Source organism: bacterium, from assembly GCA_035454885.1.
Classification (GTDB): domain Bacteria; phylum UBA10199; class UBA10199; order JACPAL01.
The window spans coordinates 1-16,280 of record DATIGE010000003.1; the positions used below are offsets into that span (position 1 = coordinate 1).

Consider the following 16,280-nt stretch of genomic DNA (forward strand, 5'->3'; position numbering starts at 1 on the left):
ACGAAGCGGGTCCTGTTGTTCGGATTGTCCTCGATGTTGCGCCGGAGGATCTTGAGCCCGTAAACTTCCGCCGCGTGCTCGCCCGCGATGCCCGCCGCGTCCGGCTCCTCCGCCGCCCTCTCCGCCGCGCGCGCCGTATTCTCCACCTCCACCACCGGCAGATTCGGCGCGTTCTCGTCCAGCCAGGTCCGGCACTGGGCGATGGCCTGGGGATGCGAGTAGATCTTTCGGATCCCCTTCAGACTCGATCCGCGCGCCATCAGGTGGTGAGAGATGGGCAATGTGATCTCGGCCACGATGTTCAAGGTGGAATCGACGAAGGCATCCAGCGTCGCTCCCACGATGCCCTCCGTCGAGTTCTCGATGGGCACGACCCCGAACCGCGCCCGGTCATGTTCCACGGCGTCGAAGACCTTGGAGATGGACGGCTCGGGTGCGAGATCCGTCGACCGGCCGAACTGTTTCAGGGCCGCCAAATTGGTGAACGAGCCCGCCGGGCCGAAATACGCCACCTTGAGCGGAGACTGGAGGGCCCGCGAGGCCGAAAGGATTTCCCGAAAGACCGCCCGGAGGGCGTGATTGGGGAACGGGCCGCCGTTCCGGCGCGTCAGGCGGTCAAGGAGATCCTTCTCGCGCTGCGGGGCGTAGACCTCCTTGCGCGAGGCCTCCTTGATCTTTCCGACCTGGAGGACGACGCGCGAGCGGTCGTTCAACAGCCCAAGGATCTTTTGGTCGAGCCGGTCGATTTGGGAACGGAGACGATTGAGCTTGCGCGCGGACATCGGGTGAATTTATGGGTGATTCTCTATGGTTGCAACCGAAAAACTTGTTTCAGAGCTGAAGGCCGCCCGCGAGGGCGCCGCCTTCTACGACGCCTCGGCCTGGGGCCAGTTCGTGGTGTCGGGTCCGGACGCCCCCGGGTTTCTCCACCGCATGCTCTCAAACGAGGTTCAGAAGCTTGGCCTGGGCGAGGGACGCTATCAAGGTCTCCTGGACCGCAAGGGCATGACCCTCTCCCTCTTTTATCTGAGGCGCCTCGCGGACCAGGAATTCCTGGGCGTCACGCCCCCGCGCCTCACCGAGAAGACGACCGGTTTCCTGAACAAGATGAAGTTCATCGAGAAGGTGCAGATCCGGGACGTATCGCAGGAACGCGGTCTCCTCTTCTTGATCGGGCCGAAGGCGGATGAATTCAAGGCCCAGGTGGCCGGTGAGGCCTCCCTGACGTGGGAGGACAAGGCGTTTACCCCGCCCTGGGTCGCCGTGAGCGGCCCCAGGGACGTCCTCCGTCCTGCCCTCTCGTCCCTAGGAGAAAAAATTCCGTCCGTTTCCGATACGGCGTTCCGGCTGATTCGCATGGCGGCGGGATTCCCCGAATACGGCGTCGATCTCGGCGAGACCAGCATCCTCCTCGAAACCGCCGTCCCCGTGACCCACCAGCGCAACAAGGGCTGTTATCCCGGCCAAGAGGTGATCGAACGCATTTCGACCTACGGCAAGGGCCGGGCGCCGAGGCGCCTGATCCACTTCGCGATCCCGGGGGAAAAGGTCCTCGATCCGGGAATGCGTTTGAACCTCAAAGACGGGACCACCGCCGGCCGCGTCACCTCGTCCCTCTTCGACCCCCTGGACCAAGTCACCCGAGTGATGGCGTCCGTGGAAACGAAACACCTCGACGACGTCCTAGCCAATATCGGCGAGTGCGAGTTTGTGCCCCCAGCGTCTCCGTAGGGTCTCCTTCGCCGGCGGATGCCCCGAGAGCGACGGATCGGTCTCGAGCCAGGCAAAGGCCTCGCGCCGGGCGGCCTCCAGGATCTTGTAATCGCGGATCAGGTTGGCGACGCGCAGTTCCGGCAATCCCGACTGGCGCGTGCCCAGAAAATCCCCCGGTCCGCGGATCTTCAAATCCTCCTCGGCGATCTTGAACCCGTCCGTCGTCTCGCACATCACCTCCAGCCGTCTGAACCCAAGGTTGGAAGACGGAAGACCCGTGACCAGCAGGCAATGCGAGGGCTTGTCTCCCCGTCCGACCCGTCCGCGGAGCTGATGAAGCTGGGAGAGGCCGAAACGCTCGGCATGCTCGACCACCATGAGCGTCGCATTGGGCACGTCGATGCCGACCTCGATCACCGTCGTGCTGATGAGCAGGCGGATCTCGCCCGACTTGTAGGACCGCATGACGGAATCCTTTTCCTCCGGAGGGGTCTTTCCGTGCAGGAGGGCGACCTGATATCCGGGAAAGACGCGTTTCAGCTCTTCGTACATGCGCGTCGCATCGCGGAGCGGGAGTTTTTCGCTCTCCTCGATGAGGGGATAGACGACGTAGCCCTGCTCCCCCCGGCGGAGGATCTCCCCGATCGCGTTGTAGAGGGTCCTCCGGGCCTTCTCCTGCACCACCTGGGTTTGAATCCGCTGGCGCCCGGGGGGCAATTCATCGATGACGGACAGGTCGAGGTCCCCGTAGATCGTCATCGCGAGAGTCCGGGGGATCGGCGTCGCCGTCATCACGAGCACATGGGGGCTTCCTCCCTTTTCTTTGAGCGCGGCCCTTTGCATGACCCCGAACCGGTGCTGCTCGTCGATCACGATGAGCCCCAGGGACTTGAAGGCGACCCTTTCGGAGACGAGGGCGTGCGTCCCGACCACCAGGGGAAACAATCCCTTCGCGATCCGTCCGTGGGCCTTCTTCTTTGCGGAGGCATCCAGACTCCCCGTGAGGAGGGCCACGGGGATCTTAAAGGGGGCAAAGAGCTTCTGGGCCGCGCGATAGTGCTGCTCCGCCAGAATCTCCGTCGGGGCCATAACGGCGGCCTGAAACCCTTTTTCGATCGCCGCCATCGCCGCCAGCAAGGCCACGACCGTCTTTCCGCTCCCGACATCGCCCTGCACCAAGCGGTTCATGGGGTGCGGCTGCCGGAGGTCCGCCGCGATCTCCCCCAACACCCGGCGTTGCGCCCCCGTCAGCCGAAACGGGAGATGCCCCTCCCAATCGGCGAACCGATCATCGGCGACGTCGATGGCAATGCCCTTCTCCCGGATCGTCGACCTGCGCTTCAGCGCCAACCCCAACTCCATGAAGAAGAATTCCTCGAAAATTTCCCGCTTGAAGGCCGGCGTGCGATGGTTGAGGAGCCCTTCGAGCGAGGTTGCCGGATGAGGGAAATGGATCTCCTTAAGCGACGCCTCCTTGTCCGGAAGATGCAATCGTTCGCGGATCTCGGCCGGGACCGGGTCCTCGATCCGGCCCTCGAAGAGGCTGAGGGCGTTCGCCACAACGCGCCGGACGATCTTTTGGCCCAGGCCCTGAATTTGGGAATAGACGGGGATGATCCCCGGCGCGGCGATTTCGGTCGATCCGCCTCGCACCGGCAAAGCCGGATGTTTCGGCTCAGAATCGGGGGCGGTGTCCCCCCCGATCTCCCCCAGGACATCCGGATCGACGATCTCGAGCGTCGGGTGAATGAACTGGATCTGGCCCCGGAAGACCGTCGCCTCCCCCGAGACGATGAGACCCATGCCCTTTTTGAAGGCCCCCATCATCTGCCGGGGGTTGAAGCGGAACCACTTGAGCGCGATCGCACCGGAATCGTCGCCCAGGACGATTTCGAATAACTTCCGCTTCCGGCCCGTGAAGGCCAGTCCGCAGGCCAGGATCTTTCCGGCCGTGACCCGGTCCTTGCCGGGCTGAATGTCCGCGATCTTCTGAAGGGACCGGCGGTCGAGGTATTTGTAGGGGAAAAAAGAAAGGAGATCTCCGGCTGTGGAGATCTCCTTTGCTTGAAACAATTCCGCGATCTTGGGCCCTACCCCCCTGACGAACTGAACGGGGTAGGTCTGCGCGTCGGCGTCACTGCTCGAGAATCGTGAACTCGACGCGGCGGTTGCGAGCGCGCCCTTCGGCCGTGCCGTTGTCGGCGACGGGCCTGGACTCGCCGTATCCAATCGCAACAAGTCGGTCGGCTTCGATTCCATGGGCTATCAGATAATCGCGAACGGCGTTGGCGCGGCGCTGGGACAGCTTGATGTTGTAGGCGTCGCTGCCCTTCGCGTCGCAGTGGCCTTCCACCTGAACTTTGCGAATATCCGGATTCTGCTTCATGATGTCAACCACGGCATCGAGGATCCGGAAGGAGATCGGGCGGATGACCGCCTTGTCGAACTCGAAATGGATCTTCTTGGTGATGACGATTTTTTCCTTCTCCCGCTTGACCTCGGCCTCTTCGACGGGCGGAGGCGGCGGAGGCGGCAATTCCACGCGGCGCGGTTTCAGATAAGACACACCCAAGATGGCTCGGAAGTCCGGCGTGCCGTAACCGAAGGTCAGCCCCACGCCGCCGCCCGCGGTGATCTGAAGGCCTTCAGGCTTCGGCAGGTTGAATCGAAATCCGGCGTCGACTTCCAAGGGGAGTTCGGACTCCCTTTCAAAGAACTCCGTCACGTTCGTCGAACCGTAGACCTCGGCGATGACGTCCATCCAATTCTTGACGGCCCGCACGCTGACGCCCAGGCCGTAGGTGAACATGTCGTCGACTTCGGTATTCAAAATGACGACGCGGTCGCGGGCCATGTAGCCCAAGTTCAACGCCAACTGGACGCGGTCACCCAGCGCCGCGTCCAAGACGCCCTTGACGCCGCCGGCGAAGCTGTTGTTGCCCACGAAGCGGCTGCCGGAGCCCGTGGGGAAGAACATATAAGGGATGACGGCGATACCGATCTTGTGCCGGTCGATGTCCAGGAGGCGGAACTTCAAGTCCAGCCGGGTGTCCATCATCCGCAGGGTCTTTTCCGAGGTCCCGGTGGCGATGTTGTTGAAGTCCTCATAAAGGGCGACGGGGATCGAGAGGCCGGCCGTGAACCAATCCGTGAAGCCGATGGACCCGAAGAAGTCGCCCACCAGGAGGTGGTCGATGACGCCGAAGCGCCGGACACCCGCCAAACCGACCTCGAGGGGGTCATTGGCGTAGTGGAAGTACGCGCCCGTCCGGTACTGCCACTGCTGGAGGGTCTGGGACCCGTAGATACTGAAGTACCGGGTATCGTCCAGGGCCGGCCAGAAGGTATTGGCCGTCGCGCTGGTGGCCCGGGCCCAAGCACCCGCCGGGCTTATCAGAGTGATCGTTGCGATCAGGACCCACAAGGTTTTTAGTAGTTTTTTCATAGGCGTTTTGGAAGTTTGTGTATGTGTCAGTAATGGACGTTAAATTATCTAAAATTATAGTTAAATTACGGTAATTTTAGTGTTTTTTGGGGGGGCTGTCAAACAAAAAGGGAGTCCTTCCGGGGACTTTGCCCACCCCTGCAACCGTCCTGATTTCAGCCCCTTGAGTCCGATCCTCCGGACCCCTCCTGGGGCCGCCCCGCACGGGTTGGCGGTGGCATGGATTGCAGTTCCATCCACCCAGGAGGACCTATGGCCAGGATACATCATCCACCCCAGCGACACTCAAAAACGCCGCCCGCGCCCTCACATCGGGAGGCGCCCCGGGAGAGCGCCCCGCCCCCCGACGTTCGGGAACCCTCCGGGAAGGACAGCTTCATCCAAGGCCTGGCCGCGGCGGTCTACCGCAACCATCCGTTAGTCATTCTCTGCACCCAACCCCAGATCCTGTCCTGGGCGTCGAAGATCCCGGTCATCAAGGACGTCGCCGACGCCTTTTGCCCGGCGGTGGCGGAGCAGAACAAAGACGCCGTCGTGAAATGAAAAAGGCCCCAGGACCGGATGGTCCTGGGGCCTCTTGATTCTTACCTCGGCGGTTTATTTCCGAGCAGATGCCCTCTTCCGAATCCCCGCCATCAGGGCCAGCGGGATCAGGGCGACCAGACCGATGACCAGATTGGCGAAGTCGGCCGGGCCTTCGGCCTTCATGTCGCAGCCGCAACCTTCGCCCCCGCCCATGACTTCTCCACCGGCGGCGCAGGTGGCATCACCGATCTTCATGTCATTCACGTAGAGGGCAACCGTCATGTCCCCGGCATACTTCTGGCCAATCAACGACTTCGGAAGGGCCACGTCAAAGACCTCCTTGACCTCCGTCAGCCCAGCCGTTGCCGCCTTCGTCAGGAGCAACGTTTCACCGGCGCTCTCATTGCCATACTCCGGGAACGTCGTCCCGTGAGGCTGGCCGATGAGTCCGCCCGTCTGAATCACCTTCACGGTATCCAAAGCCGTCAAAGGATCCTTGGGTTTGTAGCGGACCACTACGGCCGTCGCCGTCTTGTCCTTCTCCCAAGCGATAGGGATGCCGTTGACGATGTTTCCGGGATTCAAGGGCTCGCAGATGACCTTACCCTCTTCGATGGGTGTCAGCGGCGTCTCCCCGCCGCCCGGGACCGTCGGACATTCCGCCAGCGTCGGGTCGGTCTCGCAGGACGGATTCACGCAACCCGGAGGCGGCGGCTCGTGCGCGACGTAGGCCGCGTAGCAGGGGTCGTGGCTTCCCGTCGAGTTGCACATATTGACGCCGCCTTCGATGGTCCCATAGTTGATCAGGCAGCACTGCTGCATCGTGCCCGTGTTGTCGATGTAGGCCATGAAGTTACTGCACTCCCCGCCGCAGAGGGCGGGCACCATGGCGGCCTCGCCCCCGTCGATCACTCCGTTGTCGTCCGTATCCACCTTGTGACAGCAGTCCTGCAAGGGGGGAGGCATGCTGTCGCAGCCCCCGCCGGGCGTGCCGCCCGTGGTTCCTCCGGTGGTTCCGCCCGTCGTGCCACCCGTGGTTCCTCCGGTTGTTCCACCCGTTGTACCGCCCGTTGTACCGCCCGTCGTGCCACCCGTTGTTCCTCCGGTGGTTCCACCCGTTGTACCGCCCGTGGTTCCTCCCGTCGTCCCGCCGGTCGTACCACCCGTCGTGCCCCCCGTCGTCGTGCCTGAACAGGCCGGGTCCGTGAAGGCCGCGATCGTGTCGGCCACGTCAATGTAGCCGTTGCCGTTCGTATCCTTGCAACACGGCTGTATGGCCGGGGGCAGCACGGAACAATCGTTGCACCAGCCGTTCGGGTCCGCGCCGAGACAACCGCAGTAGTAGTCCTTGTAGGCCGCCACGTAGGGGGGCAATGTCGCGGGCCCCGGGGCGGCGTCGTAGGCCCCCTTCGCGGCGTCGAACGCCTCACTCTTCTTGTCGCACTTGCACTGATTGACGCCTTCGCCCGCGTAGGTCGTCTCGACCGGCGTGAGCGTGGTCCAATCCACGTACGGCCCTCCCCAGGGCTTGTCCGCGGGCCACCACGCCGGCTTCGGCTTGCCCTCGTTCTGCATCACGCAGCACTCCATGGGGTCGCGATAGGGGCAGCTGTCTTGGAGCGTGGCATAGATGAGCCCCCACGTCGCGGCATTGGGATAGTCCGTCAGCATGCAACACGCCTGCTTCAGCGGTTCATTGTACCGCTGGAAGCAGGGATGAGGCGTCTTCGGGTCGGGCTGGAGCACGTCGATCGGCGTCTTCGCCGAAGAGCTCAGGCTCGCGTAGGCGCCCCGCGAGTTTGTGTCCCGCATCAGGGTGTCCATCTCGAAGCGGTCCCGGTTGCAGGATTCATTCGGAAGACCGGCCGCCCCGCTCCCGGAAAGCCCCGAGGCCTCCGCCGGGAACTTGAGGGGCGCCCCGTTCACGACGCCCAGGTCCTGCGAGAAGTCGAACTGGAAGTCCCAAACCCAGCTGTGGTCGCCCGCATATTGAACGGGGTCATCCCAGAAACGGTGATAGAAGAAGACCGGATCGCCGTCCCTCATCGCCCGCTCGGTGTGGGCATTGACCGTCTTAGCCAAAAGATACTTCGGACCCCAGTTGTTGTCCTTCGTCTTGTCGTCCGACGCGTGCTTCCACTGATTGTAGATCGGGGTCGTCGCGTCCAGGACGAGACCCTTCGCCTTCTCCGGAGGCGAGAACTCTCCCTTGCAGGGGTAGAAATTCTTCATCACGGGAGCGGCCTTGTCGACTTCGTTCGTATACAGGCCGATCTCGTGGCTGTTGTTGAAACCGACGGCCAGATCCTGGCAACGCGCGAGGGGAAGTTCGACGCCCCCATGGGTCATGGTAAAGTAAAAGCCCGGTGCCCATTTTGTCCCCGCCTGGGCCAGATAGGCGTCGGCCCCTCCCAGATGGTCGTCATACACGCCAATGCCGAGCGGCAGGTTGGTGATGCCGAGGGGATAGAGGCTGAGACCCTTGGCCAAGGGCCGGACGACCGGCGGAGATCCGGCCTGGAGGGGAGCCGTCTTGATGTCCTGGCACTTGAAGGCCACCTCGTTCCAGAATTTCTTGTAAGGGGAGTTTTCGACGTCGTTCAGGCAGACCGCGAAATCGCCCTTGGAGGACTCGAAGGAATCGATGAACGTGAATGCCACGTCCGCGGGGAAGATCCCGGCCCCGGGCAGGGGGACTTCGGGCGTCGCCGGATCTCCGTCGTCGTCGAACGACTTCATGTGGCCCTTGAAGGTCGCCAGGGTCAGCCACCACGGATTCCCGCTCAGGAAGTCCGGCTGCTTCACGGGCATGTCGTCGACGATGAGGCCGGTTTCGCAGATCGGGTATTCCGTGGCCTTGGGTTTGGTGTCGCCCGGATCGTCGTAATCGCCGTCATTGTTGGCGTCCACCCCCAGGTAACGCTCGTCGCCGGGGTTGATCGTTCCGTCGCCGTTGACGTCCTCGACGACCTCGGTCGCGAACGGATTGGGGTTGTTCTTGCCGTACCCGCCCTGGCAGAAGACCGGGGTGATCGAGCCGTTGATGCCGTGGTCCCGGTCGCCTTCATTGGTGACCAGAACCTCGGCGATCCGGCCGTCCGCGTTCAGGTCGCCTCCAAAGGCCATGGCGGCGGGGTTGTAACCGACGGGGATCTCGACGACGTTCCCTTTCGTATCCTCCATGGCCGTTACTTCGTCCGCGTCCACAAGGCCGTCGGCGTCCTTGTCCTTGACTTCATAGAACGTGATGTAACCGCAGCCTTGGGAACCGGGGTCTCCAGGCTTCACGATGACGCTGCCCCCGCCCGCCTTGCCCACTTCGATGCCCTTCGTGTCGGCCATGTTGACCTTGGAGTCCCCGTTCGCGTCGTCGAAATCCCCCGAACCCGCCTTCAAACTGGGATTCCGGAACCGGATGTGCTTGTTCGTCGTGCTAAAGCAGTCGACCGGACCGCGATTGAGGACCAGAAAGCTGGAGGACAGCCTGACGTCGTCGATCAGGTTGAAATCCGGCAGGAAAGGACACTTGACACGCACGTCGTCGGCCGGGTCCGGCGTCCCCTTGTGGTCCGCGCAGGTGATCTCGGCCGGAAGGCCCAGGACAAAGACGGGATTCTTCGACCCCTTCAAGGGCACGTTGCTGACCTTCTGGATGTCCTTGTTGGTCATCGTCCTGGGGCAGGCGTTGATCTTCTGGGCACCCGTCGGCGAGCCCGTGGTCAAGCAGGTCGTGCAGGCCGCTCCCAAGGGGTCCGACTGGCAGGTCGGGCAGATCCCGTCCAGGCAGCCCGCGTCGGCACTCAGGGCGCGGTTGTTCAGAAAATCGGCATAGCCGTTGCCCGCGGCGTCGCGCTTGAGGATCACCATGTCGCTCGGCGTGTCGAAGCCCAGGTAGGACATCAGCATCGAAACCAGGAGCGTGGACTTCTCGCTCAAGGGGCCCCCTCCGCCCGAAAGGACCTTCTGGAGGCTCGGCATGTCCAGGCTGAAGAAATTGCCGAAACCGACGCCGACCGGCAGCTTGTTTTCGTCATCCAGCTTGACCGTATCCACCTCGAAGGCCAGGTTGATGACGTCCATGCTGTCGACCTCGATGCAGAATCCCTTGCCGGAGCATTGCGTGTCGTCGTTGCACTTCGTCGTCTTTTCCAACGAACAGACCTTCTTCCCGCCGGGGAGGAAGGGAATGACGTTGTCCTCCGAGTCCTGATAGACCTCGCCCACGGGGTTGCCGAGATAGACGTGATCCGGGGCCACGTCCGTCGGGTCGATGTTTTGATTGGTGCCCGGCACCGCCACGGGGCTCATCCAGCCCATGCATCCGGCGTAGGTGAAGCCGGTGCCGCCGCCGGAATCGAAATCGAGACCGATGCTCAACAAGTCGGCCGGAGACACGGGGTCCGCGGTGATCTTGAGGGCGCAGAGGGGATTATAAAGGAACGGATCGAAGACCATGACGTGGGGCGTGAGGGGCTGTGCGGCCAGTCCTCCCTTGCTCCCGACGAACGAGAACATGGGGTGGTTGTTGCGCTTCTCATAGTCGCTGCAACGCCAAGTCGCCCAACCTCCGATCGCCTCTCCGTTCGGATAGGTCGATCCGGAGGCGTCCATCTGGTAGCTGCCGTTCTTGCAAAGCGCCGTCGAGATGTCCGTGTCGAAGTATCCCGTCGTGCCCACCGTGCGCCAGGTGTCGTAGATCGGGGTCGGCTGAAGAAAGGCCTGGGGCCGCGCCTTGGCGCTGCCGAAACCTCCTCCGGTCGTCCCGCCCGTGGTCCCGCCGGTCGTCCCGCCCGTGGTCCCGCCCGTGGTTCCACCGGTCGTTCCACCCGTCGTCCCGCCCGTGGGATAGGTCCCGAACCCGCCGGGGATCCAACCCACGCTGCCGCCCGGATTGGTCCCGATGTAACCGCCCGTGGCCGGCGTGTAGCGGCCGCCGGGATATGTCGTCCCGATGCTCGGCCCCGTCGAAAGACCGCTGGTTCCTCCCGTTGTGGTCCCGCCCGTCGCGTTGTCGCAGACGCCGTCCGCCTCGGGCGTCGCCGCCAGTTCATCGATGCAGCACTTCCAGTCCTCCGTGCCTTCCGCATAACCGTTGTTGCAGCAAGTGTGTTCGTGTGTGCCGTCCGCGTATTTCGAGCAATCCCTCGCCAGGACCACGACACCGGTCACCGGCGCTTCGGCCGCGGCGGGCTGTGCGTGCAGGGTCTTGTGATTCATCGCGGGGAGAAGAGCGAAGGACAAGACCCCCACCAAGAATACCGCGGTGTTTTTGAAGGAAGCTTTCATAGGCCCTGCCCTTTCTTGATTTTTCCGTGACGCGCCGGAATTATCGCCTCCGGCGAACCTACCAGATGTTTGTGCAAGTTGAGTGCCAGAGCACAAAGACACACTCCAAAAATAAGATGCCGAAAAATATAAAGAAATCAGGGATTCCGTATTCGCTTGTTCTTATATCACTCCCCCTTGATCTTCTCAAAAAGATAATTCTTATCATTTTGATAAAACAAAGGACCCCCGGACTTTGGCCGTCCAGGGGCCCTCGTTGGAATCGAATCAAGAACGAGAATCTATATTTTCTTTCGAACCGATCTCAGGACGATCATCGGCACAGCGAAGATCAAGGCCATCACGAGGTAGGCCAGGATCTGTTCTCGGGGACTCAACCGCGCCGTCATGTCACAGCCGCAGGCCCCTTCCGAGTGCAGGAAGTGCATCTCCGTGCACGTCGCAGTCCCCGCCCCACCCTCCAGCGTGTTGAGCGAGACTTGGACCTCGAACGGGGCCTTCCACTCTCCGGCCATGGACTTGGGCGTCGGGGCATAGACCGTGAACGTGGGCGGGTTGTTCGCGTCCGAGATCGACTTCGTGCTCATCGACTTGGGCGCCGTGACCGTCGCCCCGAAGTCCGCAGGCTCCGCCTCCCCTTCCACACGGATCTGGCTTCCGGAGACCTGCGTCAAGGTCGCCGACACCACCGGGCCCGCCGAGGACGGCACCGTGTAATCGATCTCGTACTTTCCTTCCACGGGCTCGCCCACCTGGGCCACCGAGCACGTCAGCGCGTCCGCCGATCCCGATGGCGTCGTGGGCGTCCCTCCCGTCGGGGTCGGACCGCCGCCCGTCACGTTGTTGCACATGTTGATGTCGCCCTCGATGACCCCGTAGTTGATCAGGCAGCACTGCTGGAACACGCCCGAGTTCGTCACGTGCTCGGCCCAGTTCGTACAGCCCTCCTTGGCCCCGGGACCTTTTTCGATGCAGCCGGCCATGACGAACCACAGCAATCCGCCCTTCTCCTCGCAGCACGACTTCATCTTGGGGTCGCCGACCACGTCGCAGTCGATCTTCGGAATCGGCGGGCAACGCGGGCATTCGGGGCAACCGTTGCAACGGTCGTTCGGATTGTGGAGGCACTGGGGAAGGCCGGTCACGGGCATTTTTGCGTCGACCGCGATGAGGCTCCCGCAGGTGTCGTCCGTGCAGGGATTCCCGTCATCGCACCCCTTGGAGTCGCCCTTGGCGCAGCAGGCCCATTCGGGGTTGGTTTCGTAAATGCCCGCCTTGCAACACTTCTCCTCGGACGAACCGGCTGGGTAAAGGGGCGTTTCCGTGCAGACGTCCTTGCCGAGGGCGGGAATGCCGAGGCACTTGGGCTTCGTGCAAAGATCGCCGTCCAAATCGGTGGTGCAGTCCGCGTCGGTCTTGCAACCATTCGGGGTCACGTCGATCCTGTCCAGGGGCGTCACCTCGAGGGGCCTCCGGTAGATTTCCCCCGCGGGCTGAGCGTATGCCGCGTGGCCCGTGAAGGCCGTAAAAAGGACAAGGGCGGCGGCGCTCAGGAATCGCGCCAGGACGGATCGCTCACGACTTTTCATGAAACACTCCTTGTTTTCTTGGCCTTCGCCCGTACGACGCGAATCATCCACAAAGGAAGACTCAAGAGCGCGGCCATCACGAGGTAGGCGACGATCTGCTCACGCGAGGTCAGTTGGGAGGTCATGTCGCAGCCGCAACCCTGCCCTTCCGCGTGCAGGAAATGAGACTCCGTGCACACCGCCGTTCCCGCCCCACCCTCCAGCGTGTTGAGCGAGACTTGAACCTCGAACGGCGCCTTCCATTCCCCGATCATCGACTTCGGCGTCGGGGCAAAAACCGTGAACGTGGGAGGATTGTTCGCATCCGAGATGGCCTTCGTGCTCATCGACTTGGGCGCCGTGACCGTCGCCCCGAAGTCCGCCGGCTCCGCCTCCCCTTCCACACGGATCTGGCTTCCGGAGACCTGCGTGAGCGTCGCCGACACCACCGGGCCCGCCGAGGCAGGAACGGTGTAGGAGACCTCAAACTTCCCTTCCACGGGCTCGCCCACCTGGGCCACCGAGCACGTCAACGCGGACGCCGATCCCGACGGCGTCGTGGGCGTCCCGCCGGTCGGGGTCGGACCGCCGCCCGTCACGTTGTTGCACATGTTGATGTCACCCTTGATCACCCCGTAGTTGATGAGACAGCACTGTTGGAAGACTCCCGAATTCTCCACATACTTGGCCCAGTTCGTGCACCCTTCCTCGGAGCCGGGTCCCTTGTCGATACAACCAGTCAGGACGAACCAGAGCAATCCCCCCTTTTCCTCGCAGCACGACTTCATCTTGGGGTCGCCGACCACGTCGCAGTCGATCTTGGGGATCGGCGGACAGTCGGGGCACCGGGGGCACTCGCCGGGCCTGCAATTCGCAATGGGGGTTTCCGGCTGGCACTTGCCGATAGGCCAGCCCCACCCGGTCGCACCGTCGGCCGTGACGGTTCCTTCGGGGCACTTTCCGTCCACCATGGTCACGGTGCATTTCGGGGCCGTGCAGCGATCTCCGTCCTTCTCGCAGTCCGCGTCCTTAGAGCACTCGCTGGGCGGCGGGGCGGGGGGCACGCAGGGCACGCAATTGGGATTCTTATCGAAGCCGCAGACGCCGACCCCACCCACCACCTTGCAGACCGGCTTCGTGCACGGGTCCATGTCGTCGGGGCAATCCGCGTCCGCCGTGCATCCGTTCTTCGGCGGCACGCAGGAACAAGTCGTTCCCCCGCTGTCCAGACAACATTTGAAATCGGTCGGTGAGGCGGACATGCCGCATTTCGTGCAACAATCCTTGTACGGCTGAGGGGCGGCCGGGTTGGCGCAGATTTCTATCAGCGTGAAGGCCCGCGCCTCGGCCGGAACCAGCGCCACGAAGACCGCGGCGAACAGCCCAAGAAGGATCCACCTTTTCATACCGAGCCTCCCGCGGGCCTTCGGGCCCGTTCTATGCATTAGCAATACAGATGCCATCCTACCGCAAAAAAGCATCCCTGACTACGGCTTCGTTAAGAAGGATCGGCATTTGCCGGCCTTCGAGTTTCCCCGCTATTCAGCCCGAAATTCCTTTAAGGGAACGGCGATCCGTGGAAAGGCGGCGATGACCTTCCGGTCCGTCGTCACCAAGGAAACGTCCAGTTCCTCGGCGAGGGCCACGAATTCGCAGTCATAGGCCGAACAAGGGGATTTCCGGACGAGATTCATGATCTTTTGACTCGCGACGGCGTACTCCCGTCCGCGCAACTGCTCCTCCGCCTTCTCGACGATCTGGAGAGCCGTCTCGAAGGGTAATTTTCCGCGCCTGAGGAGACCCGCCATCACGTTCCGGAACTCCGATCTCCAAAGAACCGGCGAGCTCCATTCGGAATCCTCGGAGAGGACCCGCTCGGCTTGGAGCGTCAAATCCCCAGGAATCCAAAGATAGGCGATGACGTTGGTGTCGACGACGATCATGCACGTCCATGGTTCTTGAGGCGATTCAAGGCGGGTCCGGTCACCTTGCCTTTGAATTTGGCCCTGAGAGCGCGGGCACTGGACAAGAGAAGATCCGCGTCGATGCGTCCGGCCCCCAGCACCTGCTCCAAACAGGCGATGATCTCGCTGTTGAGGCTGCGGTGGTGGCGGACCGCCCGGCGGCGCAGTTCGCGATGGATGTCCTTGGGAATGCTTTTAAGGGTCAGAGCGGCCACGACGGCCTCCTCGTTATTGGCAACCATAAAGAAACCATAATGGTTTCTTTATGTCAACGAGGCAGGAGGGAGCACCCGCCCGACCCGCCCTGGGAGTGGATGCCCGCCTCCTCCGCGCAGGAGGTCTGGTCGAGGATCCGGCCGTCCGCGGCGTAAACGGTGACCTGGAAGGACGCGTTGGGGATGAACTCACCGACGATCGAGGCGGGCCGGCCCATCTCAACGGTCCAAGAAACGCCGGACGCGAACGGAACCTGGGCGGGATCGTTCATCGCGACCGAAGGTCCGGCCGTCTGCGAGAGGCTCACGTGATCCGCGTCCGCCCAGGAGGCCCCCGCCTTGTAATCGACAAGGAGCGCGATTCCGGTCCCTTCTTTGGTGACCCCGATCAGCTTGCCACCGGCCTTTTCCGGGTCCAGCGCCGTCACCGTGCAGGCGGAGGGGCCTCCCAGACTTTCCGAGGTTTCGGGGGAGCCAGGCGCCGGTTCCGCAGGGTCTTCTCCGAACGTGTTTTTGCACTCCTGCACGATCTCGGAATCCTGGATGACGCCGCTATTGTTCACGTATTGGCAGCAAATGTTCATCTGGCCATTGTTGACGAAATCGCCGCCGGCATAAATGAGGAGGTTGCAATCGCCGGACGGGTCGTCGCTGTCCGGGATGCACTCCATGACCGCTTCCAGATCCAACCCCCCGTGCTCCTCGCAGCAGGCTTCGAGAACCGGGTCCTCGATGCCGTCGCATTCGCCTGTTTCCCCAGGGCAATCGGTCGGATTCTCCGGAGTGCCTGGAGGGATGTTGTTCCCGGCGTTCTCCTGGCAGCACTCGAACGCCTCGGTCTCATTGGGGTCAAAGCCCACGGTGCAGCACCGGCGGGCCACGTCGTCTTCCGGAAACTGCTGGCAACATTGCCATTCGGTCGTGCCGGCCTCGTAAGTGTCGCACGGATGCTCCGTCGGCGGGGGCGGTGGAATCGCGAGATCGCAAAGTTGCGGCGCATCCGGCCTGGGCGCGAACTGGCAGGCCACGGGACGGTCGTAGGATTGGCCCAGGAACGCGAAACCCGGTCCCGGCTCGTTGGGTACCGGCGGCATGGCCGGGCTCCAAGGCGCGAAGACGCAGGAACCGGCCCGGCACGCGCCGGCCGCCTCGGAGCAACCGTCGGTAAACGCGGCGCAGACACCGTCGGGGTCGATCAACGATGTCTTGGGCACGCAAATCTTAAGTGCCTCTCCCCCGCCGCAAAGATTCCTGAGGTTTTCATAACCAGGCACGTCGCCACCGCATAAATGGCCGATCTGGCCGCAGTCCTCCGCGGTCTCTTGGCAGACGGCCGCCTGGAGCCAAGGGGCACCGACCACCCCGCCGACATAGAAGGCTGTCGGGTTGAGGATCAGGTTCCGGGCGTATTCGCAGGGACGGTAGGCGGGTACGGCCGCGATCTCGGCCCCGACCGGTCCGGCCGAGGCCAGGGCGACGCACACGAGGAAGGCTTTGAATAGATAAGTACGCATAAAATATTTCCCCTTCGCTCAGGTTATCGGCCTCTCGCGAATAAGAATTG

The 16,280-nt window shown here is 62.8% G+C and carries 11 protein-coding genes; 2 read left to right on the forward strand and 9 right to left on the reverse strand.

What is annotated here, in order from left to right; translation table 11 throughout:
- The coding region (gene pheA / locus VLJ37_00120; protein ID HSA58077.1) for a chorismate mutase at positions 1–782 on the reverse strand (782 nt) is incomplete at its 3' end.
- A gap of 25 nt (positions 783–807) precedes the next feature.
- Here pheA and VLJ37_00125 point away from each other — a divergent pair.
- Complete coding sequence (locus VLJ37_00125) at positions 808–1,731, forward strand: hypothetical protein (GenBank protein HSA58078.1); 924 nt, start codon at positions 808–810, stop codon at positions 1,729–1,731.
- Here VLJ37_00125 and recG read toward each other — a convergent pair.
- Positions 1,684–3,951, reverse strand: coding sequence for an ATP-dependent DNA helicase RecG (gene recG, locus VLJ37_00130; protein ID HSA58079.1), 2,268 nt, complete (start codon positions 3,949–3,951; stop codon positions 1,684–1,686). The two genes, VLJ37_00125 and recG, sit on opposite strands and share 48 nt — an antisense overlap.
- Entirely contained in the window at positions 3,848–5,158 is a 1,311-nt protein-coding gene (locus VLJ37_00135; GenBank protein ID HSA58080.1) for an OmpA family protein, read from the reverse strand. The genes recG and VLJ37_00135 overlap by 104 nt, the downstream gene beginning before the upstream one ends.
- Positions 5,159–5,410: 252 nt before the next feature.
- On the opposite strand from VLJ37_00135, the gene VLJ37_00140 reads away from it, so the two are divergent.
- Positions 5,411–5,701, forward strand: coding sequence for a hypothetical protein (locus tag VLJ37_00140; GenBank protein HSA58081.1), 291 nt, complete (start codon positions 5,411–5,413; stop codon positions 5,699–5,701).
- A 54-nt stretch (positions 5,702–5,755) separates the two neighbouring features.
- On the opposite strand, the gene VLJ37_00145 is transcribed toward VLJ37_00140, so the two are convergent.
- The 6 genes from VLJ37_00145 to VLJ37_00170 form a co-directional block, all read right to left on the reverse strand.
- Entirely contained in the window at positions 5,756–10,969 is a 5,214-nt protein-coding gene (locus VLJ37_00145) for a hypothetical protein (GenBank protein HSA58082.1), read from the reverse strand.
- Positions 10,970–11,250: 281 nt separating this feature from the next.
- Positions 11,251–12,558, reverse strand: a complete 1,308-nt coding sequence (locus tag VLJ37_00150; GenBank protein HSA58083.1) for a hypothetical protein — start codon at positions 12,556–12,558, stop codon at positions 11,251–11,253.
- Entirely contained in the window at positions 12,555–13,943 is a 1,389-nt protein-coding gene (locus tag VLJ37_00155) for a hypothetical protein (protein ID HSA58084.1), read from the reverse strand. Before VLJ37_00155 ends, VLJ37_00150 begins: the two co-directional genes overlap by 4 nt.
- Before the next feature lie 132 nt (positions 13,944–14,075).
- A complete protein-coding gene (locus VLJ37_00160) occupies positions 14,076–14,480 on the reverse strand; it encodes a type II toxin-antitoxin system VapC family toxin (protein ID HSA58085.1) in 405 nt (134 codons plus the stop codon).
- The gene (locus tag VLJ37_00165) at positions 14,477–14,743 is read right to left on the reverse strand and encodes an Arc family DNA-binding protein (GenBank protein HSA58086.1); all 267 of its coding nucleotides are present in this window, start codon (positions 14,741–14,743) and stop codon (positions 14,477–14,479) included. The genes VLJ37_00160 and VLJ37_00165 overlap by 4 nt, the downstream gene beginning before the upstream one ends.
- Before the next feature lie 26 nt (positions 14,744–14,769).
- Positions 14,770–16,230 carry a hypothetical protein gene (locus VLJ37_00170; protein HSA58087.1) on the reverse strand — a complete coding sequence of 487 codons (1,461 nt, stop codon included), beginning with the start codon at positions 16,228–16,230 and terminating at the stop codon, positions 14,770–14,772.
- Between the last annotated feature and the right edge of the window lie 50 nt (positions 16,231–16,280).

What these genes read in the sequence shown, in the direction of transcription:
- VLJ37_00125 (HSA58078.1), top strand. Translation starts at nt 808, where the DNA reads ATGGTTGCAACCGAAAAACTTGTTTCAGAGCTGAAGGCCGCCCGCGAG.
- VLJ37_00135 (HSA58080.1), bottom strand. Translation starts at nt 5,158, where the DNA reads ATGAAAAAACTACTAAAAACCTTGTGGGTCCTGATCGCAACGATCACT.
- VLJ37_00140 (HSA58081.1), top strand. Translation starts at nt 5,411, where the DNA reads ATGGCCAGGATACATCATCCACCCCAGCGACACTCAAAAACGCCGCCC.
- VLJ37_00145 (HSA58082.1), bottom strand. Translation starts at nt 10,969, where the DNA reads ATGAAAGCTTCCTTCAAAAACACCGCGGTATTCTTGGTGGGGGTCTTG.
- VLJ37_00150 (HSA58083.1), bottom strand. Translation starts at nt 12,558, where the DNA reads ATGAAAAGTCGTGAGCGATCCGTCCTGGCGCGATTCCTGAGCGCCGCC.
- VLJ37_00155 (HSA58084.1), bottom strand. Translation starts at nt 13,943, where the DNA reads ATGAAAAGGTGGATCCTTCTTGGGCTGTTCGCCGCGGTCTTCGTGGCG.
- VLJ37_00160 (HSA58085.1), bottom strand. Translation starts at nt 14,480, where the DNA reads ATGATCGTCGTCGACACCAACGTCATCGCCTATCTTTGGATTCCTGGG.
- VLJ37_00165 (HSA58086.1), bottom strand. Translation starts at nt 14,743, where the DNA reads ATGGTTGCCAATAACGAGGAGGCCGTCGTGGCCGCTCTGACCCTTAAA.
- VLJ37_00170 (HSA58087.1), bottom strand. Translation starts at nt 16,230, where the DNA reads ATGCGTACTTATCTATTCAAAGCCTTCCTCGTGTGCGTCGCCCTGGCC.